This is a genomic window from Micromonospora sp. NPDC048169, assembly GCF_040652815.1.
Lineage (GTDB): Bacteria > Actinomycetota > Actinomycetes > Mycobacteriales > Micromonosporaceae > Micromonospora.
In genome coordinates, this window is record NZ_JBEZMS010000006.1 from 142,454 (window position 1) to 167,689 (window position 25,236).

Below are 25,236 nucleotides of genomic sequence, written 5' to 3' on the forward strand. Positions count from 1 at the left end.
AACGTGAGTAGCATTCGGCGCCATGACAGCTTCGGGCCTGCCCCGCCGGGTGCACCTCGGGTACGCACTGGGTTCCCTGGTCACCGGCGCGTTCGGCACCGTGCCCGGGCTGCTCCTGCTGCCGTACCTCACCGACACGCTCGGCGTCGCCGCCGGACTGGCCGCCCTGCTGGTGCTGCTGCCGAAGGCGTGGGACGTGCTGGTCAACCCGGTCGCCGGGCGGATCTCCGACCGGACCCGCTCCCGCTGGGGCGCGCGCCGGCCGTACCTGCTCGGTGGCGGGCTCGCGCTAGCGGTGCTGTTCGCCTCGATCTTCGCCGCGCCGTTCGCCGACGGTCCGGCCGCCGCCGCGTACGTGGCCCTGGCGTTCCTGGCCACCGCCACCGCGTTCGCGTTCTTCCAGGTGCCGTACGTGGCCATGCCGGCCGAGCTGACCGCCGACCCGGCGGAGCGTACCCGGCTGATGACCTGGCGGATCGCGGTGCTGGCGCTGGCCATCCTGGTCTCCGGCGCGGTGGCCCCGGCGGTGGTGAGCGCGGGCGGCGACGGCGTGCCGGGCCACCGGTGGATGGGCCTGTTCGTCGCCGCGCTGATCGTCGCCGGCACGATCGGCGTCTTCCTCGGCACCCGGTCGGCGCCGACCGGGACGGTGGGGGAGAGCGAGCCGAGCCTGCGCGCGCAGCTCGCTGTCGCCACCGGCAACCGGCCGTTCCGGGTGCTGCTGATCTGCTTCGTGATCCAGTCCGCCGGGGTGGCAACCGTGCTGGCCGGGGTGAAGTACTTCGCCGACCAGGTGCTGCGCGAGCCGGACAGCGGCCCGACGCTGCTGTTCGCCTGCTTCGTCGCGCCCGCGCTGCTGGTCATGCCGCTGTGGTCGCGGGCGGGCGCGCGGCTGGGCAAGCGGACGTCGCTGGTCGCCGCGTCGCTGATCTTCGCGGCGGGAGCGCTGGCCCTGGTCGCCGCGCCCGCTCTGCCCGCCGCCGCGGCCTACGCGGTGGTCGCGGTGATCGGCGTCGGGTACGCGGGCCAGCAGGTGTTCGCGCTGGCCATGCTGCCGGACTGCATCGCGTACGACACCGCGCGCACCGGGCGGCGGCAGGCCGGGGTGTTCACCGGGCTGTGGACCGCCGGGGAGACGTTCGGGCTGGCGCTGGGGCCGGGCATCTACGGGCTGGTGCTCCAGCTCTCCGGCTACGTCTCCTCGTCCACCGGCACCGCCGCCGTCCAGTCCGACTCGGCACGGCTGGGTGTGCTGCTCGGCTTCACGGTGCTGCCCGCCCTGCTCGTGGCGATCCCGCTGGTGCTGCTGCGCGGCTACACACTGACCCCGGCGCAGCTGGCCACCGCCGCACCCGTGGTCGACGACGCCGCGCCGGCCGCGCGGGCGTGAGCGCCGGCCCGTCCCACGAGAGGAACCACCCGATGACCGACACGGTAGGTGTGAGCGCTCTGCCCGCGCGGGGGATGCCCGCGACGGACGTACTAGGCGAGATCCGCGCGCTGCGCGCCGCCGACCGGCCGACGCACGGCGGGCGGCTGTTCGCGTACGTCTACGACCCCGGCGTGGCCGGGCTGGACGAGCTGGCGCAGGCCGCGTACGCGCAGAGCGCGCACGTCAACGGCCTCGACCCGACGGCGTTCCCGTCGCTGCTGGCGATGGAGAACGCGCTGGTCGGCGCCGCCGCCCGGCTGCTCGGCGGCGGCCCCGGCACCGACGCGCCGGACGTGGTCGGCAGCGTCACCAGCGGCGGCACCGAGTCGCTGCTGCTCGCCGTCAAGGCGGCCCGAGACGCCCGTCCCGACCTGGCCGAGCAGCGGATCGTGGCACCGGCCGGCGCGCACGCCGCGTTCGCCAAGGCGGCGCACTACCTGCGGGTCGCGCTGGACACCGTGCCCGTCGACCCGGTGACGTTGCGGCCGGACGTGGCAGCGATGGCCGCCGCGATCCGTCCGGAGACCGTGCTCGTGGTGGCGTCCGCGCCGTCGTACGCGCACGGGGTCGTCGACCCGGTCGCCGAGATCGCCGCCGTCGCGCGGGCCGCCGGGGTGCGCTGCCACGTCGACGCCTGCTTCGGCGGCTGGGCACTGCCCTGGCTGCGCCGGCTCGGCGCGCCGGTGCCGCCGTTCGACTTCGCCGTGCCGGGGGTCACCTCGATCTCGGTGGACCTGCACAAGTACGCGTACGCGCCCAAGGGCGTCTCGGTGCTGCTGCACCGCGATCCGGCGCTGCGCGCGGCGCAGTTCTTCGCGTACGCGGACTGGCCCGGATACACGATGGTCAACCCGGTGATCGCCTCCACCCGGTCCGGTGGGCCGATCGCCGCCGCGTACGCCACGTTGCGCCACCTCGGCGAGGACGGCTACCTGCGGCTGGCCGCCGCGACCCGGGACGCGGTCGCCGGGCTCGCCGACGCGGTCCGGGCCACCGGCGGCCTGCGGCTGATGGCCGAGCCGGAGACCACAGTGGTCTGCTTCACCAGCGACGATCCGGGGCTCGACCTGTTCGTGCTGGTCGACGAGCTGACCGCGCGTGGCTGGCACACCCAGCCCCAGCTCACGTACGCCGATCTGCCGGCAAGTGTCCACCTCACTGTCACCGCGGCGGTGGCGCCCCGGGTGGCCGAGTTCGGCCCGGCGCTGGCCGAGGCGGTCGCGGCGGCCCGCGCCGCCGGGCCGGTCGTGCTGCCGCCGGAACTGCTGGCGCTCGCAGGCAGCCTCACGCCGGAGGCGCTCACCCCGGACATGGTGGCCGGGCTGGCCGGCGGGCTCGGCCTGGCCGGCGGCGCCGGTGTGCCGGACCGGATGGCGGTGGTCAACACGCTGCTCGACGCCGCCCCGGCGCGGCTGCGGGAACGGCTGCTCGCCGAGTTCGTCGGGTTGCTCCAGCGCCCGGCCTGGTGACACGGCGACGCCCGGCCGGCGCGTGGGCGCCGGCCGGGCGGGCGACTGTCAGCTCGCGGCGGCCCCGGTCACCGTGAACGACGTGGTGTTGTCAGACGGGTCCACGTCCTGCGGGTCGTCGGCCCCCCAGAAGTAGCTCCCGGTCACGGTGAGGCGGCCGGTGCCCAGCTCACCCGTGGCCGTGCCGACGGGTGCCCAGAGGAAGACGTCGAAGGTGCGCTCCTCGCCCGGCATGAACCGGCCGCCCGGCACGGAGAACCAGTACGGGAAGCTCGGCGAGTCCTGCGGCTCGATGTGGTGCACCTCCACGCCCGCGGGCAGGGCGGCCTCGACGTTGAGAGCGAAGGTCGGCGCGTCGTTGCCGTAGCGCACGGTGACCGGCATCCGGCCGAGCAGGGTGCCGTCCGGCTGCGGGGCCAGCGTCACCGCGCTGCCCCGGATGCCGAGGTCGGTGTCGACGGCCTGCACGTACGGGCGCGGCTTCCGCAGGCTGCCGCCGGTGGAGCGGAAGAGGGTGGTGAAGCCGGTGGCGTCGGAAGCCGCGGCGGCACCGTCCGGGACGACCTCGATCCGCCCGCCGTTCGCCACCATCGGGTAGCTGCGGGCGGTGGTCCAGACGTGGAACCCGAGCCGGAAGGTGAGGCTCTTGCCCGCCTCGATCTGGTCGCCGCCGCAGGTGATCACCAGCCGGTTCTCCACCAGGCGGTTGTAGAGGCAACCACCGCCGGGCTCGATGGAGGTGAACGACGCCCCCGCCGGCTCGGTGACGACCAGGCTCACCGACGTCGCGGTCGACCGCCGGTTGGTCACCGTCGCGGTGAGCGTCCCGACGTACCCCCTGTCGGTCGGGTCGAGGACGAGCCGCTGCGCCGTGACGCCGACGCGGCCGGTGGCGGCGCTCGGCGCGGCGGTGGCCGGCGCGGCCAGGGCGATCAGTGCGGCGGCCCCACCGAGCAGTGCGGTGGCGGTCCGTGCCGTACGTGTGGTCATTGCTGTTCCTCCCGTGATTCCCCGTTGCCGGACGGCGGCATCTCCGCCCGTCCGATGCCTGTGACACGTCGGGATCCGACGGTCGGTTGCGATCTGTCGGTCAGCCGACTGAGGTCAGCTCGACCTCGTTGTTCTTCCAGTTCAGGTCGCTCCAGTACCGCTCCTGCGAGTCGTAGTGGACGACCCGCAGCGTCGGCGGGCCGCTGGCGGGCACCGGATGGCCGAACGTGAAGGTGTAGCTCCTGCGCTCACCGGCCGGCAGCGGGTCCAGCACGCAGGCGTCGGACCCGTCCGACCGCACGCCCCGGCACCGGTCCAGGTCGGAACCGTTCGGCCGGACGAGGTCGTACCAGCCGGAGAAGCCGAGCCGGGGTACGTCCACCGGCCCCCGGTTCTCCACCGTCACGGTGACGGTGACCTTGCGGATCCCCGCCTTGTCCGGCGGCCCGGCCACCACGTCCCGGGCGGTCAGCACGAGGTCGGTCAGGCGGGGGTCGGTGCCGAACCCGGTGGGTCCGGCGACCTGCCGGAACCGCTCGCCGCTCCAGGAGTACGTCCGCCACTGCCGTTGCGGCGCCCACTCCGGCGTGCTGCAACAGGGCTGGATGTCGGCGACGTGCGCCCGGACCTCCCCGCCGTCCCGCACCGAGAACTCGGTGATGTCACCCATGCCCTCACGGGTGCCGACGACCCGGCCCATGGTGACGATCCGGCCGTCCCGGTCCCGGTCGAGGGCGAGCACCTGCTTGGCCGACGCCTCGCCGATGCGGCAGGCGACGAGGACGACCGTCTCGGTGGCGCCGTCGTCGTCGAGGTCGCCGTACTCCGGTCCGGCCAGCAGCGTCGGGACCGAGTCGTCCTGCGGCCCGGACCGGAGCCGGACGTTGTCGCTGACGCACGTCTTCGGTGCGCCAGCCCACGACACGAGGTCGATCCGGGCCGCCAGGAGCTGGGCCCGGCTGATCCGTCCGTCCGGCGCGCTCCGCGTCGGGGCGGTGGTGCTCGGCGGTGTCGACGGTGGCGGCGACGTGCTCTCGGACGGAGTCGGGGTGACTGTCTGCGCGGGCACCGGGGGCGGTCCGGGCCTCCGGTTCAGGGCGGCGTTCGCGCCCACCGGGATCACCACGGCGAGCACCACGGCCGCCGCGGTGACCACCGCTGTCCGCCGGCGGCGGTGCCGGACCGTGCGCCGGACCGCGGCAGTCCCGGCCGGGTGCACCACAGGCGTGTACGCCGTGCGGAACTCGGCGAACTCGCCGCCGATCAGGATGTCGTCGGGCTCAGTCACTGTGGTTCACCTCGCTCGTGGTGGTGAGCTTCGCCGCCAGCGCGGCCCGCCCCCGGTACAGCCAGGACTTGACGGTGCCCTCCGGCACGTCCTCCTGCGCCGCGATCTGCGCGACGCTGAGATCGGCCAGGTAGTGCAGCACCACGGCGCGGCGCTGATGCGGCGGCAGTTCGGCCAGCGCGGCGGTCAGCGCGACCCGATCCGGCCCCGGCCCCGGCACGTACTCCTCCCGCTGGCGGTGCAGCCACGCCTGGGCCGTCCGCAGCCGCCGCCAGCGGCTGGTGGCCAGGTTCCAGGCCACCCGGCGGACCCAGGCCACCGGATCGTCGTAGCGGGACACCCGGGACCAGCGGGCGAACGCCCGGCAGAACGCCTCCTGCACCATGTCCTGCGCCTGGGACAGGTCACCGCAGTAGGCGGTGAGCTGAAGCGTCAGGGACCGGAAGTGTGCGTGGTAGAGCCCGTCGAAGTCGACCGCCTCGCGCCTCTCGACGCGCCTCGCTGTCCCCTCGGGTGGCTCGTCGAGCATCGGCTCCCTCGTCACCGTCACCTGGTCCTCCCCGTGTGCGTACCGCCGACGCGGTCACGTCGGTCACACGCCCTGACGCCCGTACCGGTTGCGGAAGTTGCCGGTCCGGCGCTGTGGTTGACTGTCGGTTCGGGGACAGCGGAACGGAGGCCAGAGATGCAGGTGCCGGCCGTGCTCGGCGAGCCGATCCGGTTCGTGCTGAACTGGGGCCGCCGCTACTCGCTCTGGGTCTTCAACTTCGGCCTTGCCTGCTGCGCCATCGAGTTCATCGCGACCAGCATGGGCCGGCACGACTTCATGCGGCTCGGCGTGATCCCGTTCGCCCACGGGCCCCGGCAGGCCGACCTCATGGTGGTCAGCGGCACCGTCACCGACAAGATGGCCCCGGCGGTCAAGCGGCTCTACGACCAGATGCCCGAGCCGAAGTACGTGATCTCGTTCGGCGCCTGCTCCAACTGCGGCGGCCCGTACTGGGACTCCTACTCGGTGACGAAGGGCGTCGACCAGCTCATCCCGGTCGACGTGTACGTGCCCGGCTGCCCGCCGCGCCCGGAGGCGCTGCTGCACGGCATCCTCCGCCTTCAGGAGAAGATCGCCGCCGAGCAGTCCGGCATCGGCGGCGTGGCCCGCCCCGACGCGCTCACCTCCCCGGCGGACGCGGTGGCGCGGCCGGTCGAGTCGCTGACCGCACCCCCGGTACGCCCGCCGGCCGGCTGAACCGCCGGGTGGCGGCGCGGGGCTAGCCTGCGGCCATGACCGACCTCGCGGAGGAGCGCTCCGCATTCATCATCGACGTGCTGACCGAGGAGTTCGGCGCGTCCATGGCGATCGACCCGGCGGCGTTCCGCCGCAAGTTCCGCAAGATGGCGGCGTCACCGTTCGCCTTCTACCGGGGCAGCGCCGCGCTGTTCTACGCCGACCAGCGCGGCGACTTCGGCAGCGACAGGTTCCTCGACGAGCGGACCAGCCGGGTGTGGATCCACGGCGACCTGCACGCCGAGAACTTCGGCACCTACATGAACGCCTCCGGGCAGCTCGTGTTCAACGTCAACGACTTCGACGAGGCGTACGTCGGGCCGTTCACCTGGGACCTGAAGCGTCTCGCCGCCAGCGTGGCGCTGCTCGGCTACGCCAAGGCGCTCTCCGACCGGGTGATCGGCGAGCTGGTGGCGGGCTTCGCGCGGTCGTACCTGGCCGAGCTGCGGGCCATCGCCGCGGGCGGGGACGACGCGATCGGCTCGATCACGCTCGACAACGCCGACGGCGTGCTGCGGCGGGTGCTCCAGCAGGCACGGCTGAACACCCGGGTGGACCTGCTCGCCGGGCAGACCACTGTCGACAACTACGAGCGCCGGTTCTCCCTCGGCGACGGTGTGTACGAGATCGACGACGCCACCCGGGAGAAGGTCTGCGCGGCGTTCGCCGACTACCTGCACACGCTGCCGCAGTCGGCCACCCGGATGCGTCCGGTGGCCACCGGCATCAAGGACGTGGTGCTGCGCAAGGGCGTCGGCATCGGGTCGGCCGGGCTGCCGTCGTACAACGTGCTGCTGGAGGGGCACACCCAGGCGCTGGAGAACGACGTCGTCATCTACATGAAGCAGGCGCAGGTGCCGGCCGTGGCGCGGTACGTCGACGACGAGCGGGTCCGGTCGTACTTCCGGCACCAGGGGCACCGCACCGCCGAGTCGCAGCGCGCGTTGCAGGCGCACGCCGACCCGTGGCTGGGCTTCACCGAGCTGGACGGTGTCGGGCAGCTCGTCGCCGAGGTCTCCCCGTACGCGGCCGACCTGGACTGGGCCGACGTGAACGAGCCGGAGGAACTGTCCGGCGTGCTCGCCGACCTGGGCCGGGCGGTGGCCCGCATGCACTCGGTCGCCGACGACGAGTCCAGCCACGACCTGGTCGACTACTCCACCGAGGAGGCGATCGTCGCCGTGGTCGACGCCGAGCCGGAGAGGTTCGTCAACTACCTGGTCGACTTCGGGCACCGGTACGGGATCCGGGCCCGCGAGGACCACCAGCTCTTCGTGGACCTGTTCCGCAACGGCCGGCTACCCGGCATCTGAAGGGCCGGGGCACCGGATCCGGCGCCCCGGCTCACTGCGTGAAGTCCAGCACCGTCTTGATGTCCTCACCGACCGAGGCGTACGCCTGGCGGTAGCTCGACAGCGGCACCCGGCGGGTGATCAGCGAGGTCAGCCACGACTGTTCGGCCTGGGCGAGCGCCTCGGCGGCCATCTCCCAGTGCCGCCGCCCGGCGTTCACCGAGCCGAACACCACGTTGTTCTCCAGCACCAGCTCCCGGTTGAGCGCCCCGGCGTCGAAGTTGACGGTCCGGCCGCCGCTCGACACACCGGTGAGGCAGACGATGCCGGTGGGCGCGGCCTTGCACATGGCGTCCAGCACCACCGTGGGAGCGCCGGTGCACTCGATCACCACGTCGGGCTTCACGTCCAGCTCGGGCACCGGCGCCGTGTGGTACGTCGCCCCGAGCGCCCGGACCAGCTCCGGCTTCGGCCCGGTGGTGTTGCGGTCCAGCACGTGCACCGACAGCCCACGCTGGCTGCCGAGCAGCGCGGCCAGCAGCCCGATCGGGCCGGCGCCGGTGACCAGCACGGTCTGCGGTTTCCACTCGGCACGGCGGCCGATCCGCTCGATGTGGTCCCACGCCTTCGCCACCACGCTCGCCGGTTCCAGCAGCACGCCCACCGAGGCGAGCGCCGGGTCCAGGCCGACCGCGAACTTGGGCTGCAACCGCCAGCGTTCCCGGGCGAAGCCGGGCAGCGCCTTGATGCCGTGCTCGGTGTACCGCCCGTTGCGGCACATGTCCCACTCGTCCACCGCGCAGTTCGCGCAGGGCACCGGGTCGGGGTGGCGGACCACGCCCGCGACCAGGTCGCCGGGCTGCAACGTGCCGGTCGGGTCGTCCAGCACGCGACCCAGCGACTCGTGCCCCAGCACCAGCCGATCCTGGCCCGGCGGCGCCTCGCCGTACTCGCCGGCCACGATCTCGTGATCGGTGCCGCACACACCCACCGCCAGCGCCTCGACCAGGATCGCGCCTTCTTCCGGCGGCGGCTCGGGCCAGTCCTCGGCGAGCCGCAGCGAATCCGGGACACCGGGGGTCACAGTCACAGCGCGCACGGACCCATCTTTCCGCGCGCTGCCGCCGCGCGTCCGGCAAAGCGACGATCCGGCCCGGGCGGCCCGACCCGGTCCGCAGCCGTCGGCCATAGGATCAGCGCATGACTCCGGAAGAGGTCGGCTCGCGAGTGGTCGCGCTGCTCGCGCCCGTCGAGGCCACCGCGTCCGTGTCCGGCGGTCAGGGGTACGCCCGCGCCACCGTCGACGTACCCCCGGCGAGCTGGGCGGACGCGGTGCGTGCGGCACGCGACGACGCCGAGCTGGATCTCGACTTCCTGGACTGGCTGTCGGCGGTGGACGAGCTGGCCGACGGCTTCGACGTGGTGCTGCACCTCTGGTCGGTCCGGCACCGGCACGGGCTGCTGCTGCGCACCCGGGTGCCCCGCGACACGCCTGTCGTCGCGTCGGTGGTCGGCCTGTTCCCCGGCGCCGCCTGGCACGAGCGCGAGACGCACGAGATGTTCGGCATCGACTTCGCCGGCCACGGCGAGCTGCGACCGCTGCTGCTGCCGCCGGAGTTCGAGGGGCACCCGCTGCGCAAGGAGTTCGTCCTCGCCTCCCGGGTCGCCAAGCCGTGGCCTGGCGCGAAGGAGCCGGGCGAGTCGGAGGCGGGCGGCGGACGCCGGCCGGTCCGCCCGCCGGGCGTGCCCGCGCCGGGGGAGTGGGGCACGACGCCCACGCCGGCGGGTGCGGCTGGTGCCGGTGAGGGCCCCCGCGGGGGTACGCCGGCCCGCCCGGCCCGGGAACGCCCGGCGCGGCCCGCCCCGGGTGAGCGCCCGGCGCGGCCTGCTGCCGCTGAGCGTCCGGCGCGGCCGACTGCCGGGAATGCTCCGGAGGGGCCTGTTTCCGGGGAGGCCGGGGTGGGGTCCGCTGCTGCTCCGGCGGCCGGTGAGGCGGGTCCGCTCGGGCGGCCGCTGCCGGGGGAGCGGCCGACCGGGCCGCCCCGCCAGGAGCCGGAACCCGGCGCGACGGGGGAGAGCTGATGCCGGACTGGCTGGAACTGGTCCTGCGGGTGGCCGGAGTGCTTGTCGCGTTCCTCACCCTGCCGCTGATCGTGGGCCAGGCCGAGCACAAGGTGATGGCGCACATGCAGGGCCGGCTGGGCCCGATGTACGCGGGCGGCTTCCACGGCTGGGCCCAACTCGTGGCCGACGGCATCAAGTTCGTGCAGAAGGAGGACGTCACCCCGCGCGACGCGGACCGGCCGGTGTTCCGGCTGGCGCCCGCGGTGGCGCTGGTGCCGTACCTGCTGGTGCTGCTGGTCATCCCGCTCGGGCCGGGTGACCTGGTCGCCCAGCCGCTGGACATCGGCCTGTTCTTCGTGCTCGCCGTGGTGGGCGTCGGCGTGCTGGCCGTGCTCATGTCCGCCTGGGCGTCGGCGAACAAGTACAGCCTGCTCGGCGGGTTGCGCGGCGCGGCCCAGCTGCTCGGGTACGAGCTGCCGCTGGTGCTGGCCGCCGCCTCGGTGGCGATGGCGGCGGGCACGCTCAGCCTGCCCGGCATCGTGGAGGCGTGGCAGCCGTGGTGGCTGCTGTGGCAGGCGCCGGCCATGGTGATCTTCTTCGTGGCCGGGCTGGCGGAGATCCGCCGCCCGCCGTTCGACATGCCGGTGGCCGACTCCGAGCTGGTGTTCGGCTACATGACCGAGTACACCGGCCTGCGGTTCGCGTTCTTCCTGCTCGCCGAGTACGTCGGCATCGTGGTGATCGCGGCGCTGACCACTGTGTTGTTCCTCGGTGGCTGGCAGGGTCCGTTCGCCGACGCGCAGCTCGGCTGGCTGTGGACGCTGCTGAAGGTCTTCGCCGTCGCCTTCGTGATCATCTGGCTGCGGGTGAGTTACCCGAGGCTGCGCGAGGACCAGCTCCAGCGCCTCTGCTGGCTGGTCCTGGTCCCCCTGGCCCTGGCCCAGCTCGTCCTGACCGCCGCAGTCCGCCTGGCCCTCTAACCCGCCCTCCCCACCTCCCTCCCGCCCTCCCTGCCTCCCCGGCGATCTTGCACTTTATGCCCCGGCGAAAGGGGCAAAGCCCTCAGCTTCAGGGCCCAAAGTGCAAGATCGACGAGGTAAGGCGGGGCGGGGCGGGGCGAGGCGGGGCGGGGTGAGGGCGCGGGTCAGCGCAACGGGGTGTGGGACGGGTCTACGCGCTCGGAGGGGGGTGGGGGCGGGGGTGGGGTGCCGTCGCCGAAGGGGCGGCCGCCCAGCTCCTCCCGGCCGTGCGGGGTGAGCCAGTTGCTCAGGTCGGGGCCGAGCGGCACGATCCCGGTCGGGTTGATGTCCCGGTGGACCTCGTAGTAGTGCCGCTTGATGTGCACGAAGTCGATCGTGTCACCGAACCCGGGCGTGGTGAACAGGTCCCGCGCGTACGCCCACAGCACCGGCATCTCGCTGAGCTTCTGCCTGTTGCACTTGAAGTGCCCGTGGTAGACCGGGTCGAAGCGGACGAGCGTGGTGAACAGCCGTACGTCCGCCTCGGTGATCGTGTCGCCGACCAGGTAGCGCTGCCCGGCCAGCCGCTCGCTCAGCCAGTCCAGCCGGTCGAACAGCCTGTGGTACGCCTTGTCGTACGCCTCCTGGCTGCCGGCGAAGCCGCACCGGTAGACGCCGTTGTTGACGTCGGCGAAGACGACCTCGTTCACCTCGTCGATCTCGCCGCGCAGCGGTTCCGGGTAGAGGTCCGGCGCGCCCGGCCGGTGGTACGCCATCCACTCGGTCGTCAGGTCCAGGCTCATCTGCGCGTAGTCGTTCGTCACCACCTGCCCGGTGGGCACGTCGACCAGCGCCGGTACGGTGATGCCGCGCTCGTAGCCGGGGAAGCGGGCGAAGTACGCCTCGGCCAGCCGCGAGATGCCCAGCACCGGGTCCTTGCCGTCCGGGTCCAGGTCGAACGTCCAGCTCCGCTTGTCGTGTGTCGGCCCGGCCACCGCCATCGAGATGGCGTCCTCCAGCCCGAGCAGGCGGCGGACGATGATCAGCCGGTTGGCCCAGGGGCAGGCCCGGCTGACCGCCAGCCGGTAGCGGCCCGGCTCCACCGGCCAGTCGTTCCGCCCGTCGGCGGTGATCCGGGTGGCGATGTAGCGCTGGTCGCGGGTGAACTCGCCACCCGGCTCCACGTACTTGCCGCCGGTCCGGTCCAGGACCTCGTCGTCGCTGCCCACACCCACCTCCGAGTTCGCTTTTCGCTCCCATCATCGCCGCTCCGGCGGCTCCCGGCAGGGCGAGTGCGTCACAGAGGGGCATAGGCTGCCGGCCGTGACCGATGTGGAGGCGGCGGCCCGGCGTTTCGTCGCCGACGTGTGGAACGCCGGGCGCGAGGAGAGCGCGTACGAGCTGGTGGCCGCGGACTGCCCGGGGCTGGGCGGCGCCGGCCCGGCGGCGGTGCTCGCGTGGCACCGGGACCGGCGTGCGTCGTTCCCCGACCTGCGTTACAAGATCGTCGAAGTGGTGGCGACAGGTGCGCGGGTGGCGGTGCGCTGGCGGGCCGCCGGCACCCAGGCCGGGCAGTTCGGCCCGGTGCCGCCGACCGGCCGCGTGGTCAGTTATTCGGGCGCGACGTTCCTGCGCTTCGACGACGACGGCCGGATCCTGGACGTGTGGAGCGTCAACGAGCTGTTCCAGGTGCTCCAGCAGCTCGGCGTGGAGATGCTGCCGCCGCTCACACCCGGCGAGGCGTGATCCGGCTGATCGGCAGGTTCACCGGGAACGGCTCGCCGGTGTCGACGAACTTCGTCCACCGCCCGGTCTCCGTGTAGACCTCGTGCACCGGATCGATCTTGTAGGTGTAGACGACGATGTCCTCGTCCTCGATCTCGATCCGCCAGTGGAACGGAATCCCGGCCTGGGCGTAGAGCGCCGGCTTGAGGACGCGGTCGATGGACCGGGTGCTGGCGAGACGATCTCCACGGCGAGCACCACCTCGTGCGGCTCGTACCGGGACGGCTCGCGCGCGGCGGCGGTTGCGGTGGTGACCAGCACGTCCGGGATGAAGGAGCGGGTGCGGTTGATACGCACCTCCACACCCTGGGTCACGTCGTACCCGTCGGGGCAGTCCTCGTCGAGCGCGACCATGAGCAGGGCCGCGATGCTCTGGTGGGTCCGGCCGCGCAGCGACATGAGCAGCACTCCGTCGAGCAGTTCGCGGCGGTGCCCGTCCTCCGGCAGCAGGTCCAGATGATCGGTCGTCCACCCGCCCGGGGGCGGCCGGAAACTCTCCAGGTCAGTGGTCACCGACCAGCCCTTCCCGGTGCGTCGTTCTCCCCGCGCTCACGATACCGCCGCCAAGAGCCGGGTGGTGGTCGCGCTCGCCCGGGCCACAGGGCAGGATGGGCGGCATGAGCGAGCACGGTGGAGTGCCCGGTGCCGGGTTGGTGAAGGGCCTGGCGGTCACGTTGAAGACGATGACGCGCCGCTCGACCACCCAGCAGTACCCGGACGTCGAGCCTGAGCTGCCGCCGCGCTCCCGTGGCGTGATCGCGCTGCTGGAGGAGAACTGCACCGTCTGCATGCTCTGCGCGCGCGAGTGCCCGGACTGGTGCATCTACATCGACTCGCACAAGGAGGAGGTGGCGGTGCCCGGTGCCGCCCGCCCCCGCCAGCGCAACGTGCTCGACAAGTTCGACATCGACTTCTCGCTCTGCATGTACTGCGGCATCTGCGTCGAGGTCTGCCCGTTCGACGCGCTCTACTGGTCGCCCGAGTTCGAGTACGCCGAGTACGACATCAAGGACCTGCTGCACGACAAGGACCACCTGGGCGAGTGGATGGCCACCGTGCCGCCGCCGCCGGCCCACGACCCGCTCGGCGACCCCTCCAAGGAGGAGACCACCGCCGCCCGGAAGGCGGCGGGTCCGTCGGCCCGTCTGGCTCCCACTCGGGTACGCCCCGACGCCGCCGCCGATCCGGGCGGAGGCGCCGCCTCATGACCGGTGCGGACGTGCTGCTGCTCGCGCTGGGCGCGGTGGCGGTGGGCGCGGGTGCGCTGGTGGTCACCACCCGCCACCTGGTCCGGGCCGGGCTGTGGCTGGTGGTCTGCCTGGGCGCGCTCGCCGGTGACTACCTGGTGCTGACCGCCGAGCTGGTGGCCTGGGTGCAGGTGCTCATCTACGTCGGCGCGGTGGTGGTGTTGCTGCTGTTCGCGGTGATGCTGACCCGCGCGCCGATCGGCCCGTCGGACGACCTGGACCGGCCGGGCTGGGCCGCCGCGCTCGTCGGCGCGGGCAGCGGTCTGGGCCTGGCCGTGCTGCTGATCGACGCGTTCCGCTGGTCCCGGGTGGACCTGCCCGCCGCCGGCACCGCCGAGCGCATCGGCGAGCAGGTGTTCCGCTCCTGGGTGCTGCCGTTCGAGGTGCTGTCGGTGCTGCTGCTGGCCGCGCTGGTCGGCGCGATCGTGCTCTCCCGCCCCGACATCGGCCGCCGGTCCGCCGACGAGGGCGGGCGTCCGTGAGGCCGGTCATCCCGTACGTCACCGCCGCGCTGCTGTTCGGCCTCGGCGTGTACGGCGTGTTGCGCCGCCGCAACGCCGTCCTGGTGCTGATGGCTGTGGAGCTGATGCTGAACGCGGTGAACCTGGTGCTGGTCACCGCCGACACCACGGTCAAGGCCGTGCTGCCGCACTCCGGGCAGGTGTTCGCGCTGTTCGTGATCGTGCTCGCCGCCGCCGAGATCGGTGTCGGGCTGGCCATCGTGCTCCAGCTCTACCGGCTGCGCGCCAGCGTCACTGTCGACGACGTGCCGCTGGCCGAGCCGGAACCGGGCGTCGCGGTGACCCCCGTCGGGCAGCCGGCGACGGCAGCGCCGGGCGCGGAAGGAGCGGTCCGGTGAGCACACCGACGCTGTGGCTCGCCGCGCTGCTGCCCGCCGCGCCGCTGGTCGCCGGGCTGCTCGGCCTGCTGCTGCCGCCCGCCCCGCGCCCGGACCGGGCGGGGGCCCGACGGGCGGCTGTCGCGCTCGGCGTGGCCGGTGCGGCGGTGTCACTGCTGGCCGCGCTGGCGCTGCTGGTCCGCGTGGACGCCCCGGTCGAGGCGTCCACCACCTGGGTCGACCTGGGCGGCCTGCGGGTCACGCTGGGCCTGCGGCTGGACGGTGTCGCGGTGCTCGTCGCCACAGCCGTCGCCACTGTGGCGCTGGCCGTGCAGGTCTACTCGATCGGCTACCTGCGCCGGGGCCCGCACGACGACGTGGACGTCGACCACCGCTACCCGCCGTACGCGGCCCAGCTGAGCCTCTTCACCGCCGCCATGCTCACCGTGGTGGTGTCCGGCGACCTGATCATGCTGCTGGTCGGCTGGGAGGTGATGGGCATCTGCTCGTACCTGCTCATCGCCCACGACCGGCGGCTGCCCGAGGCACCAGGCGCGGCGGTGAAGGCGTTCCTGGTCACCCGCGTGGGTGACGTCGGCTTCCTGCTCGGCATCGCGCTGCTCGGCGTGGGCGCGGGCAGTTTCCGGATCGCCGACGTGCTGGCCCACGACTACGGCACCGGCACGCTCACCGCCGCCTGCCTGCTGCTGCTCGCCGGGGTGGCGGGCAAGAGCGCCCAGTTCCCGCTGCACACCTGGCTGCCCGACGCCATGGCCGGTCCGACGCCGGTGTCCGCGCTGATCCACGCCGCCACAATGGTCGCCGCCGGGGTGTACGCGGTGGCCCGCCTGTTCCCGCTGTTCGAGCGCGCACCGGCCGCGCTCGCCGTGCTGGGTGTGATGGCCGCGATCACCATGCTGCTCGGCGCGTTCGCCGCCACCGCGCAGGACGACATCAAGCGGGTGCTCGCCTGGTCGACGGTCTCGCAGATCGGCTACATGACCGGCGCGCTGGCGGTCGGCGCACCCGCTGCCGCGCTGTTCCACCTGCTCACCCACGCCGCGTTCAAGGCGCTGCTGTTCCTCGCCGCCGGTGCGGTGATCCACGCCGTCGGCACCACGCTGATGTCCCGCATGGGCGGCCTGCGTACCGCCATGCCCGTGACGTTCTGGTGCATGGTGGTCGGCCTGGGCGCACTCGCCGGCGTACCCCCGCTCTCGGGTTTCTGGAGCAAGGACGGCGTGCTGGCAGCCGCCGAGGCGGCCGCGCTCGACGGCGTGGGGCCGACGGCGGCCTGGGTGGGCTGGCTGGTCTGGCTGGCCGGGCTGGTCGGCGTCGCGGTGACCGCCTGGTACGCGAGCCGCCTGCTGCTGCGCACGTTCCTCGGTGCGACCCGCACGCCGCTGCTGCGCCCGCACGACCCGCCCGCGCTGCTGCGCTGGCCGGTGCTGCTGCTCACGGTCCCGGCCGCGCTGCTGGGCCTGGCCGCGTTCGCGCCGTGGTTCGCCGACCGGCTGCGGGTGCCGGGCGACGACACCGGCGAGGCGGTCGAGCTGGTCCACCTCGCGCCGAACCTGATCCTGCCGTTCCTGCTGCTGCTCGCCGGTGCGGGCGTCGCCTGGGCGGGCTGGCGCCGCGACCCGGCCGCCGACCCGGCCCGCTTCCTGGGTCCGCTGCGGCCGGTGTTCGCCCGGGCGTTCCGGCTCGACGACGTCCAGCACACTCTCGTCGTACGCCCGGCGGGCGCGCTCGCGCGGGCCGTGCGTACCGGTGACGAACTGGGCGTGGACGGGCTGGTCGAGGGCAGCGGCCGGGCGGCGGCCGAGGCAGGCGGCGGCCTGGCCGCGCTGCACCGGGCGGCGCTGCCGCGCGCGGCGGCCGGGGTGCTCGCGGGCGCCCTGCTGATCGGCCTGGCGGCCGCCCTGATCGGAGTCACGTCATGACGTTCGGGCAGGTCCTGCTGGTCGCCGTGGTCGCGGTCCCGGCGCTCGGCGCGCTGGCCACAGCGGTCGTGCCGGGCGACCGGGCCGGCCGGGTGGTCGGCACCGCCGCGGCCGCGTTGACGCTACTGGCGACGTTGCCGCTGGTCGGCGGCGAGCACGGCTGGTTCGGGTACGGGCCCCGCCCGGCGGTGCAGCCGTGGCATCAGGTCGACCTGCCGTGGGTGCCCGGGCTCGACCTGCGCTTCCACCTCGGCGTGGACGGCATCTCCTGGCCGCTCGTGGTGCTGACCGCGCTGCTCACGCTGCTGTGCTGCGCGTACACGCTGTGGCGGGTGCCGACCGGCAGCGGCAGCGGGCGGGCGCTGGTGGCGTTGCTGCTGGTGGTCGAGGTCGGCATCCTCGGCACGTTCCTCGCGCTCGACCTGGTGCTGTTCTTCCTGTTCTTCGAGGTCGTCCTGCTGCCGATGTACGCGGTGATCGCCGGCTGGGGCGGCGCGAACCGGCGTCGGGCGGCCCGCAAGTTCGCCCTCTACACGCTGTTCGGCTCGGTGCTGCTGCTGGTCGGCGTCTACGTGGTGGTGGCCGCCGCGGGCACCGCCGACCTGGTCACGCTGACCGGCGGCGGCGGGCTGTCCCGGGGCACCCAGCTCGCGGCGTTCACGCTGCTGGCGCTGGCGTTCGCGGTGAAGAGCCCGCTCTGGCCGCTGCACTCGTGGCTGCCCGACGCGCACACCCAGGCGCCCACCGTCGGCAGCGTGATCCTCGCCGGGGTGCTGCTCAAGATGGGCACGTACGGGCTGATCCGGGTCGCCGTGGGAGTGGCCCCGGAGGGCGCCCGCTGGGCCGCGCCGGTGCTCGGCGTCCTCGCCGTCGCCGCGATCCTGATCGGTGGCCTGGTCTGCCTCGCGCAGGACGACCTGAAGCGGCTCATCGCCTATTCGAGCGTCGGGCACATGGGCTTCGTGCTGCTCGGGGTCGCCACGCTCACCGCCACCGGGCTCCAGGCCGCGCTGATCGGCAACATCGCCCACGGCGTCATCACCGCCCTGCTGTTCTTCCTGGCCGGTGCGGTCAAGGACCGCGCGCACACCGGCTCGCTGGCCGACCTGTCCGGGCTGCGGGAGACCGCGCCCCGGCTGGCCGGGCTGCTCGGCTTCGCGGCCGTCGCCTCGCTGGGGCTGCCCGGCCTGGCCGGGTTCTGGGGTGAGGCGTTCGCCGTGGTGGCCGCCGTGCGGCGGGGCGGCCCGCTCTGGCTGACGCTTGCAGTGCTGGCCGCGCTGGGCGGGGCGCTCACCGCCGCGTACTTCCTGCGGCTGCTGCGCCGGGTCACCCACGGGCGGCCCAGTCCGGCGGTGGCGGGGCTCGCACCCGGGTTGGCCGGAGCGGAACTGACCGCCTGGGCGCCGCTGGTGCTGCTCGCGCTCGCGGTCGGCCTGGCCCCGGCGCTGGTCCTGTCGTACGCCTCCGGCCCGGTGGAGGCGCTGCTGGGGGTCGTCCCATGAGCCTGGTGCAGCCTGTCGACAACCTGGCGATGCTGCCTGCGTACCTGGCCGCCGGCACGGCCGTGCTGGTGCTCCTGTTCGACCTGCTGGTGGCCCGGCCCGCCGTCACGGTGGCGGTGGCGGCGCTCGGCGCGGCCGGCACCGCGGCCGGCGCGGCACTGGTCGGGGCGGCCGGTGAGCGGCGCACGTTCTGCGTGGGCGCGGACTGCTCCTGGGTGTGGGGTGGCCGGGCCGCGCTGGTCGGGGCGGTGATCGCCCTGCTCACGCTCGGCGTGCTGGCGCTGTCCGGCCCGCTGCTGCGCGCCGGGCGTACCCCGGTCGGCGAGTACTGCTTCCTGCTCGCCTGCGCGATGACCGGGGGCGTGGTGCTCGGCGCGGCGGGTGATTTGATCACGCTGATCGTGGCGCTGGAGACGCTGACGCTGCCGCTGTACGTGCTCGTCGGCCTGCGCCGGGGCAGCCTCGCCGGTGCCGAGGCGGCGGTGACGTTCTTCGTGGTGAGCGTGGTCGCCACCACTGTGACGCTGCTCGGCGCGGCACTGCTCTACGCGGTCGCCGGCACGCTGCACCTGGACCGGCTCGGCGCCACACTGGCCGCCCGCGACGACCTGACCGGTCTGCCGCTGACCGGCGTCGCGGCGGCGCTCGTGGTGGCCGGGCTGGCGTTCAAGGTCGCCGCCGTGCCGTTCCACGCCTGGGCCCCGGCCACGTACGACGGCGCGCCGCTGCCGGTGGCCGCGTACCTGTCGACCGCCTCGAAGCTCGGTGGCGTGGTGGCGCTGCTGGCTGTGGTGCAGCGGGCCCTGCCCGGCGACATGACCGGCCCGGTGCTGGCGGCGCTGGCGGTGCTGACCATGACAGTCGGCAACCTGGTGGCGCTGCGTCAGAGGCGTACCGTGCGGTTGCTCGCCTGGTCGTCGGTGGCCCAGGCGGGGTACATCCTCGCCCCGCTGGGCGCGTTGGCGCTGGCCGCGGGCCGCACCGGCGACGCGCCGGCGGGCGCGTACGCGGCAGCCGTCGCGTACGCGATCTTCTTCGTGCTGCTGGAGCTGGCCGCGTTCGCCGCTGTGGTGGCGTTGCGCCCGGCGGACGGCGACGGCGGCACGCTGGCCGACCTGCGTGGCGCGGCGCGGCGGCATCCGTGGGTGGGCGGCGCGTTCGCGCTGGCGCTGATCGGGCTGGCCGGGCTGCCGCCGGGCCTGGCCGGGCTGTTCGCCAAGGTGACAGTGGTACGCGCGCTGCTGGCCGGGCACGCGGGATGGCTGGCGCTCGTGGTGGCGCTGAACGCGGTGATCGGCCTGGCCTACTACCTGCGGGTCACCGCCTCGCTCTACGCGACGCCTACCGACGCGGCGGCGGTCCGGCCCGCCCGGACCGTGGCGCTGGCGCTCGGCGTGGCCACCGTGGCGGCGGTGGTGATCGGTTTCGCACCGCAGCTGGTGCTGGACGTCGCGGCGCGCTGACCGGTTCCTGCCCGGATGGGCGACCGCCTCAGCCTGCGCACAGCAACATCCAGCCAACTTTCAGCCATGAGCCGGATGGTTGACGGGTACCGGTGTGTTGAACCGGTCAGCGGGCCTCCCGCAAGGGCCCGTGCACCGAAGGAGAGATCGTGCATCACAACCGTCTCAAGACCGCAGCGCTGCTCGGCCTGTTGACCTCGCTGATCCTCGCGATCGGCTACTGGTTCGGCGGTAGCGGCGGTCTCGTCATCGCCGTCGTCGTCTCGTTGCTGATGAACGGCGTCACCTACTTCTACTCCGACAAGCTCGCACTGCGCTCGATGAAGGCGCAACCGGTCAGCGAGGCACAGTTCCCCGAGCTGTACCAGATGGTGCGGGAGCTCTCCACGCTCGCCGGCAAGCCGATGCCCCGGCTCTACGTGAGCCCGACCTCGCAGCCCAACGCGTTCGCCACGGGCCGTAACCCGGAGAACGCGGCGGTCTGCGTCACGCAGGGCATCGTGGAGGTCCTGGACTACCGGGAGCTGCGTGGCGTGATCGGCCACGAGCTGTCGCACGTCTACAACCGGGACATCCTGATCTCCAGCGTGGCGGCCGGCCTGGCCGGCATCATCACCATGCTGGCGAACCTCGCCTGGTTCATCCCGCTGGGCTCGTCCGACGACGAGGACGGCCCGAACCCGGCAGTGCTGCTCCTCACGCTGATCCTCGGCCCGATCGCCGCCACGGTGATCCAGCTCGCGATCAGCCGGAGCCGCGAGTTCCAGGCCGACAAGTCCGGCGCCGAGCTGAGCCGCGACCCGCTCGCACTGGCCAGCGCCCTCCGCAAGATCCACATGGGTACGCAGGCGCGTCCGCTGGCGCCGCAGGGCCAGCTCGCCAGCACCGCCCACCTGATGATCGACAACCCGTTCAAGCGGGGCGGCGGCATCGCCGCGATGTTCGCCACCCACCCGCCGATGGAGCAGCGGGTGGCCCGCCTGGAGCAGATGGCCCGCAACTCCGGGCCGGTGCAGTTCCAGCGCTGACCCGCCGTACGCCCACACCGCGCCCGCGTCCCCGACGCGGGCGCGGTGGTGTGTCCGGGCACAATGCGTTTCCCCCGGTCATGCCGCGCCGTTAGGGTCGAAACGTCTCCCACTCATTACCCTCCTGGAGGTCTGACAGTGGCCGCACTGCGCCAGTACCAGGGCGTCTGGCGGATCCCCGGCGCTCCGATGCTGCTGGTCCTCGGCATCATCGGGCGGCTCGGGATCGGCATGACCCCGCTGGCGCTGCTGCTCGTCGTCGAGCAGGTCACCGGCCGGTACTCCCTGGCCGCCGTCGCCGGGGGCATCTACGCGCTCTCCGGCGCCGCGCTCAGCCCGGTCGCCGGCCGGATCGCCGACCGGGTCGGACCCACCCCCGTCCTGCTGGCCACCGCGCTGGCCCACCCGTTCGCGCTGATCTGGCTGCTCACCGCCACCCGCTCCGACAGCGGCAACCTCGCGCTGATCTACCTGGCAGCGGGCCTCGCCGGAGCCACGTACCCGCCGCTCACCGCCGCGATCCGGGGCGCCTGGAACGACCTCACCGCACCCGCCACCGGCCGGGCGCAGCTGCGCAACACCGCGCTCGCCGCCGAGACCACCCTCTTCGAGGTCGTCTTCGTGATCGGCCCGCTGCTGGTGGCGGGCTTCGTGCTGTTCGCCGACGCCTCCGCCGCGCTCGTCGGCGCCGCCGTGGTCACCCTGGTCGGCACCGGCGCCGTCGCGCTCGGCCGGGTCATGCGCGGCTGGCGCCCGCACCCGCGCGAGCACCACGCCCGGGGCCTCGGCCCGCTGCGCCTCGGCGGCTTCCCCGCGCTGCTGCTCTGCGTGGCCAGCCTCGGCATCGCGTTCGGCGCCTCCGGCGTCATCGTCCCGGCCTTCGCCGGGAACTCCGGCGCCGACGACCCGGAGAGCCTGGCCGGCGTGCTGCTCGCCGTCTGGGGCGTCGGCAGCGCCATCGGTGGTTTCTGGTTCGGCGTACGCAAGCCCGCCGCCAACATGACCCGCCAGTTCGCCTGGCTGCTCGGCACCGTCGCGGCCAGCTTCGCCGTCTTCGCGGTGATGCCCGGCCCGGCCGCGCTCGGCGTCGCGCTGGTGCTCGGCGGCGCGGCCATCGCCCCCGCGCTCACCCTGGAGAACACGCTCGTCGGGCGGATCACCCCGGCGGGCATGCTGAACGAGGCGTACACCTGGGTGGTCACCATGTCGATCGCGGCGAGCGCCGCCGGCGGCTCGATCGCGGGTCTCATCATCGACCACGCCGGCGGCGTCTCCTGGGCGTTCGTCTTCGCCGGGGTGGCGGTCGCCGTCGGGGCCGCGGTCGCCGCGCTGCCCGGCGGCCCGATCGCCCGGGCCGAGGCCACAGCGGTACGCGCCGAGCAGACGCTCGTCGCCTGACCGCTCACCCGTCGCAGAGCGCTCCGGGGCCGTACCCGATCACCCGGCGCGCCCGCCCGGACGGGCTGGTCGTGCGGGCCCGCCTGGCCGCCGAGCATCGTGCCCAGCGGTACTGCCAGCCACGTCACCGAGAGCGGAGGCCGCGAGCCCCGGCAGAAGCCGGCGAAGTACCGGTTGGCGGAGCACCGGTCGATAGGGGAGGAACATTGCGAGAGCCATGGCTCCCACCCGACCGCACACCCGGCCCGTACCCCAAGGAAGTCGCCTGAAGGCAGAAAGGGCCGGAAGCGACGACTGCCGCTCCCGGCCCTCACATCCCGCACCGGTCCGGACCGTACGTGTGGCAGGGAACCGATGCGGTCACCTGCCACCACTCGATCGACCGGCGGTGGTCGTGCTTACCGGTAGTTGGTGAACTGGAGCGCCAGCCCGAAGTCCTCGCCCTTGAGCAGCGCGATGACGGCCTGGAGGTCGTCCTTCTTCTTGCCGGTGACGCGGAGCTGGTCGCCCTGGATCTGCGCCTGCACGCCCTTCGGGCCCTCGTCGCGGATCTTCTTGCTGATCGCCTTGGCCTTGTCCGAGTCGATGCCCTGCACCACCTTGGCGTCGATCTTGAAGATCTTGCCCGACTGCCGGGGCTCGCCCGCGTCGAGCGACTTCAGGGAGATGTTCCGCTTGACCAGCTTCTCCTTGAAGACGTCCAGCGCGGCCCGGACCCGTTCCTCGGTCTCCGCCTGGAGGCTGATCGCCTCCTCACCCGACCAGGAGATCTCGGCGCCGGTGCCGCGGAAGTCGAACCGCGTCGAGAGCTCCTTCTCCGACTGGCGGACGGCGTTGTCGACCTCCTGCCGGTCGACCTTGCTCACGATGTCGAACGACGGGTTCGCTGCCATGCTCATGCTCCTGCTGTCCGGCGGTCTGTCCTGGTCCGTCCCGCACTGACCAGCGTGGGACCTCCTGACGGTACCCGGTTGCGGTGGTGCCGGGGGCAACCGCTATCCTTGCTTCCGCTGCCGCGTTGCGACGCGGTGGTGTGCCCTGGCGGGTTGCCCGAGCGGCCAATGGGAGCGGACTGTAAATCCGTCGCGAAAGCTACAGAGGTTCGAATCCTCTACCCGCCACCAGGGATCGGCAAGGCCCTTGACCTGCGGAAATGCAAGGTCGGGGGCCTTCGTCGTCTCCGCGCGGTTTTACCACGGTCGACCCTGCTAGTCCGTCTGATCGGGCATGTAGCTGGCACGTACTGATGGGAGACGAGATGCCAGAGGGAAGGCCACCGATCCCCATGGCGATACAGCGGGACGTCCTGGTCGAGGCCGGCCACCGCTGCGCGATCCCGACGTGTCGCCAGGTGCCAACGGAGTTCGCTCACATTGACCCTTGGTGCAAGGTCCAAGAGCACACCTTCGCGAACATCATCGCTCTCTGCCCGACGTGTCACTCCCGTTACGATCAAGGGCACATCGATCGCAAGGCAATGTTCCAGTACAAGGCAAACCTCTCTGTTTTGAACCACCGCTACGGCGACCTTGAACGCAGGTTGTTGGAAATCTTCGCGGCGGAGCCCGAGATGTCCGTGATCCAGCTACCAGGTGGCTTCAGGATCATGCTTAGCTACCTGATCCGCGACGGTCTGCTGGTGCCGGTCGACCTGGGAGGACCGAAGGGCTTCATCATGGGGATGCCCATGATGGAGCATTTTGGCCTCACCCAGAGCGGCCGAGAGTTCGTTACGCGCTGGGCGCAAGCTCAACCGGTGGGCTGAGCCATTGCCTTGCAAGGATCAAGCCTGTTTGTCGGCTGGCGTCGACTGGTGCGGCTGACCTGCTCAACTCGTCGGTTGCCGCCGCTCGTCATCCACGCCTGCGCAGACGCCATCGACCTTCACAGCCATTACCAGGTTCCATCTGCCCGGCCGCCAGTCCGCCAGGGACGCCCAGCAGTACCGCAGGAACGACCACTCGGCCTGGGGAGACGGCCCCGACTCCCACCCCGCTACCGGCGAACGCGCCAGAAAGCGGTCCTGCGGATCGTAGATGCCGGCTGCCGCATGAATCGCCAGTTCGGCAAGCTCGTCCTCACCCGGTACAACCAGCTCAAGCACGGACGTCGTCACCCGCACACCGCGCACGGGCCAGATATCGGCCAACGTCATCCGAGCATCATGCCCTGCCCTGCCCTCTGCCGTCGCCCAAAGGGGTTGGCGGATCTCCTTGCCGGGCAGTCGTAGACAGTCCAGCCTTCCCGAACGGGGACGCCCTACCGGACGAACGACCTTGGCCCCGTCCGGAAGGCTGGTAGCCCTTGTGGTGCCGGCCCGCCCGCTAGGCCCAGCGTCCGGGACGTGCAGTCGCTCAATCGGCAGCATCCTGCGACCTCGGCCTCCTCGATTTAGGGAGTGGCTATGGCTGTCGTTCCGGAGGTTCAGACCCGACATCTGAATCGGCTCTGCGGTGTGGTGGCGATTGGGACGCCGAGAGGCAGGAGGCCGAACCGCCGGTACAGGCTGGATCGGGGCGACGGGGGCCGGAGACGCCGACGACACCTGCGGAACTTGATCGGACCCCGCTCCGCGTACTCACACGAGGACCGCACCTCGTAGGTCCCTGACCGCACGTCGTCCCTGAGTCGGCCACTAGCCCTGCCGCTGCGCCGTCGCCCCAGGTGGGCTGTCGGACCGGCATCTGTCGGGCATGGGAGGAGAGATGAGCCGGAGAGCCCTTGACTGATGATTGACACGGTTCGTCCGGCGTGAAACCTTGCCTCAGGTATCGATGATGGTAGAGGCTGTCCGGGGAGCGGGAGGCCGAGGCGCGTGAGCCGTCACTGTGGCTGCGCGTGAGTCGGTGGAGGGCCTGATGAGGGAATCAGACGATAAGGTGCGCTTTACGCCTGAAGTCGCTGTGCGCGCCTTTCGTGGCGGCGGCCGGACTGATCGTGACCTCATCCTGGGCCGGAGGGTCGGGGCACGCCTGACGAACGGATGATTCCTCTGTTCGGGGCGTCATGGAGGCACGCGCAGCGCTTTTGTGGGTGCGTGTGGTGTGGCACGATCGTGGAACCTCCACCCTCTCTGAAATTCTCTCGACAGGAGCAATCATGTCTGGTCGAAGGCTGGGCCGGCTGCTTGGCTCACTCCTTGTGCTCGCCGCCCTCGTGGGCGGCAGTGTCGGCGGTGTCGATTTCGGCGGCATCAACGGGGGCATTCAGACCCTGGACATCGTCTGGCAGTGACCGGCTTCTCCGGTCTGCC

General features: G+C 72.7%; 23 protein-coding genes, 1 tRNA gene and 2 pseudogenes. 18 read left to right on the forward strand and 8 right to left on the reverse strand.

All coding sequences use genetic code 11. The features are described 5' to 3' along the window. Positions 1-22 precede the first annotated feature (22 nt). Positions 23-1,390: an MFS transporter gene (locus AB0D28_RS08030; RefSeq protein ID WP_357383471.1), complete on the forward strand. Its 1,368-nt coding sequence runs from the start codon at positions 23-25 to the stop codon at positions 1,388-1,390. A gap of 32 nt (positions 1,391-1,422) precedes the next feature. Further along, the gene (locus AB0D28_RS08035; RefSeq protein ID WP_357383473.1) at positions 1,423-2,901 is read left to right on the forward strand and encodes an aminotransferase class V-fold PLP-dependent enzyme; all 1,479 of its coding nucleotides are present in this window, start codon (positions 1,423-1,425) and stop codon (positions 2,899-2,901) included. A gap of 48 nt (positions 2,902-2,949) precedes the next feature. Here AB0D28_RS08035 and AB0D28_RS08040 read toward each other — a convergent pair whose 3' ends face one another. The 3 genes from AB0D28_RS08040 to AB0D28_RS08050 form a co-directional block, all read right to left on the reverse strand. After that, a complete protein-coding gene (locus AB0D28_RS08040; RefSeq protein ID WP_357383475.1) occupies positions 2,950-3,891 on the reverse strand; it encodes a hypothetical protein in 942 nt (313 codons plus the stop codon). 100 nt (positions 3,892-3,991) lie between these two features. Further along, positions 3,992-5,179 (reverse strand): hypothetical protein, encoded by a 1,188-nt coding sequence (locus tag AB0D28_RS08045; RefSeq protein ID WP_357383477.1) that lies wholly within the window; start codon positions 5,177-5,179, stop codon positions 3,992-3,994. Beyond that, positions 5,172-5,729 (reverse strand): SigE family RNA polymerase sigma factor, encoded by a 558-nt coding sequence (locus tag AB0D28_RS08050; RefSeq protein WP_357383479.1) that lies wholly within the window; start codon positions 5,727-5,729, stop codon positions 5,172-5,174. The genes AB0D28_RS08045 and AB0D28_RS08050 overlap by 8 nt, the downstream gene beginning before the upstream one ends. 135 nt (positions 5,730-5,864) lie before the next feature. On the opposite strand from AB0D28_RS08050, the gene AB0D28_RS08055 reads away from it, so the two are divergent. Both AB0D28_RS08055 and AB0D28_RS08060 read left to right on the forward strand, forming a co-directional pair. After that, on the forward strand, positions 5,865-6,425 hold the full coding sequence (locus AB0D28_RS08055) for an NADH-quinone oxidoreductase subunit B family protein (RefSeq protein ID WP_357383481.1): 561 nt from the start codon (positions 5,865-5,867) through the stop codon (positions 6,423-6,425). 35 nt (positions 6,426-6,460) lie between these two features. Beyond that, positions 6,461-7,777, forward strand: a complete 1,317-nt coding sequence (locus AB0D28_RS08060) for a DUF2252 domain-containing protein (protein ID WP_357383483.1) — start codon at positions 6,461-6,463, stop codon at positions 7,775-7,777. A 31-nt stretch (positions 7,778-7,808) separates the two neighbouring features. Here AB0D28_RS08060 and AB0D28_RS08065 read toward each other — a convergent pair whose 3' ends face one another. After that, positions 7,809-8,855: a glucose 1-dehydrogenase gene (locus tag AB0D28_RS08065; protein ID WP_357383485.1), complete on the reverse strand. Its 1,047-nt coding sequence runs from the start codon at positions 8,853-8,855 to the stop codon at positions 7,809-7,811. A 101-nt stretch (positions 8,856-8,956) separates the two neighbouring features. Here AB0D28_RS08065 and AB0D28_RS08070 point away from each other — a divergent pair. Together AB0D28_RS08070 and nuoH are read left to right on the forward strand one after the other, a co-directional pair. Next, a pseudogene (locus AB0D28_RS08070) lies at positions 8,957-9,523 on the forward strand (NADH-quinone oxidoreductase subunit C); the annotation flags it as partial. 314 nt (positions 9,524-9,837) lie between these two features. Next, positions 9,838-10,800 (forward strand): NADH-quinone oxidoreductase subunit NuoH, encoded by a 963-nt coding sequence (gene nuoH, locus AB0D28_RS08075; protein ID WP_013288672.1) that lies wholly within the window; start codon positions 9,838-9,840, stop codon positions 10,798-10,800. Between the two features lie 164 nt (positions 10,801-10,964). On the opposite strand, the gene AB0D28_RS08080 is transcribed toward nuoH, so the two are convergent. Further along, on the reverse strand, positions 10,965-12,008 hold the full coding sequence (locus AB0D28_RS08080; protein ID WP_357383487.1) for a glutathione S-transferase C-terminal domain-containing protein: 1,044 nt from the start codon (positions 12,006-12,008) through the stop codon (positions 10,965-10,967). 94 nt (positions 12,009-12,102) lie between these two features. Between AB0D28_RS08080 and AB0D28_RS08085 the strand changes: the two genes are divergently transcribed. Beyond that, complete coding sequence (locus AB0D28_RS08085; RefSeq protein WP_357383489.1) at positions 12,103-12,525, forward strand: ester cyclase; 423 nt, start codon at positions 12,103-12,105, stop codon at positions 12,523-12,525. 270 nt (positions 12,526-12,795) lie between these two features. Here the strand turns inward: AB0D28_RS08085 and AB0D28_RS08090 are convergent. Further along, positions 12,796-12,963 (reverse strand): annotated as a pseudogene (locus AB0D28_RS08090) (Uma2 family endonuclease); the annotation flags it as partial. A gap of 218 nt (positions 12,964-13,181) precedes the next feature. Here AB0D28_RS08090 and AB0D28_RS08095 point away from each other — a divergent pair. From AB0D28_RS08095 to AB0D28_RS08130, 8 genes are all read left to right on the forward strand, one after another. Beyond that, on the forward strand, positions 13,182-13,772 hold the full coding sequence (locus tag AB0D28_RS08095; protein ID WP_357383491.1) for an NADH-quinone oxidoreductase subunit I: 591 nt from the start codon (positions 13,182-13,184) through the stop codon (positions 13,770-13,772). After that, entirely contained in the window at positions 13,769-14,293 is a 525-nt protein-coding gene (locus tag AB0D28_RS08100; RefSeq protein WP_357383493.1) for an NADH-quinone oxidoreductase subunit J, read from the forward strand. The genes AB0D28_RS08095 and AB0D28_RS08100 overlap by 4 nt, the downstream gene beginning before the upstream one ends. Beyond that, positions 14,290-14,670, forward strand: coding sequence for an NADH-quinone oxidoreductase subunit NuoK (nuoK, locus tag AB0D28_RS08105; RefSeq protein ID WP_357383495.1), 381 nt, complete (start codon positions 14,290-14,292; stop codon positions 14,668-14,670). The genes AB0D28_RS08100 and nuoK overlap by 4 nt, the downstream gene beginning before the upstream one ends. After that, positions 14,667-16,592 carry an NADH-quinone oxidoreductase subunit L gene (locus AB0D28_RS08110; protein ID WP_357383497.1) on the forward strand — a complete coding sequence of 642 codons (1,926 nt, stop codon included), beginning with the start codon at positions 14,667-14,669 and terminating at the stop codon, positions 16,590-16,592. Before nuoK ends, AB0D28_RS08110 begins: the two co-directional genes overlap by 4 nt. Next, entirely contained in the window at positions 16,589-18,094 is a 1,506-nt protein-coding gene (locus tag AB0D28_RS08115) for an NADH-quinone oxidoreductase subunit M (protein WP_357383499.1), read from the forward strand. The genes AB0D28_RS08110 and AB0D28_RS08115 overlap by 4 nt, the downstream gene beginning before the upstream one ends. Continuing rightward, positions 18,091-19,557 carry a proton-conducting transporter membrane subunit gene (locus AB0D28_RS08120; protein ID WP_357383501.1) on the forward strand — a complete coding sequence of 489 codons (1,467 nt, stop codon included), beginning with the start codon at positions 18,091-18,093 and terminating at the stop codon, positions 19,555-19,557. Before AB0D28_RS08115 ends, AB0D28_RS08120 begins: the two co-directional genes overlap by 4 nt. 149 nt (positions 19,558-19,706) lie before the next feature. After that, positions 19,707-20,585 (forward strand): zinc metalloprotease HtpX, encoded by an 879-nt coding sequence (gene htpX, locus AB0D28_RS08125; RefSeq protein ID WP_357383503.1) that lies wholly within the window; start codon positions 19,707-19,709, stop codon positions 20,583-20,585. Between the two features lie 138 nt (positions 20,586-20,723). Beyond that, positions 20,724-21,983, forward strand: a complete 1,260-nt coding sequence (locus tag AB0D28_RS08130) for an MFS transporter (RefSeq protein WP_357383506.1) — start codon at positions 20,724-20,726, stop codon at positions 21,981-21,983. A 398-nt stretch (positions 21,984-22,381) separates the two neighbouring features. Here the strand turns inward: AB0D28_RS08130 and AB0D28_RS08135 are convergent, their stop codons facing one another. Then, positions 22,382-22,876 carry a YajQ family cyclic di-GMP-binding protein gene (locus AB0D28_RS08135; protein WP_013473720.1) on the reverse strand — a complete coding sequence of 165 codons (495 nt, stop codon included), beginning with the start codon at positions 22,874-22,876 and terminating at the stop codon, positions 22,382-22,384. A gap of 147 nt (positions 22,877-23,023) precedes the next feature. On the opposite strand from AB0D28_RS08135, the gene AB0D28_RS08140 reads away from it, so the two are divergent. Continuing rightward, positions 23,024-23,107 (forward strand) — tRNA-Tyr (locus AB0D28_RS08140). 122 nt (positions 23,108-23,229) lie between these two features. Continuing rightward, the gene (locus tag AB0D28_RS08145) at positions 23,230-23,748 is read left to right on the forward strand and encodes an HNH endonuclease signature motif containing protein (protein WP_357383508.1); all 519 of its coding nucleotides are present in this window, start codon (positions 23,230-23,232) and stop codon (positions 23,746-23,748) included. 63 nt (positions 23,749-23,811) lie between these two features. Here the strand turns inward: AB0D28_RS08145 and AB0D28_RS08150 are convergent, their stop codons facing one another. Continuing rightward, positions 23,812-24,138, reverse strand: coding sequence for a hypothetical protein (locus AB0D28_RS08150; protein WP_357383510.1), 327 nt, complete (start codon positions 24,136-24,138; stop codon positions 23,812-23,814). Positions 24,139-25,082: 944 nt separating this feature from the next. Here AB0D28_RS08150 and AB0D28_RS08155 point away from each other — a divergent pair. Continuing rightward, positions 25,083-25,217, forward strand: coding sequence for a hypothetical protein (locus tag AB0D28_RS08155; RefSeq protein ID WP_357383512.1), 135 nt, complete (start codon positions 25,083-25,085; stop codon positions 25,215-25,217). Positions 25,218-25,236 lie beyond the last annotated feature (19 nt).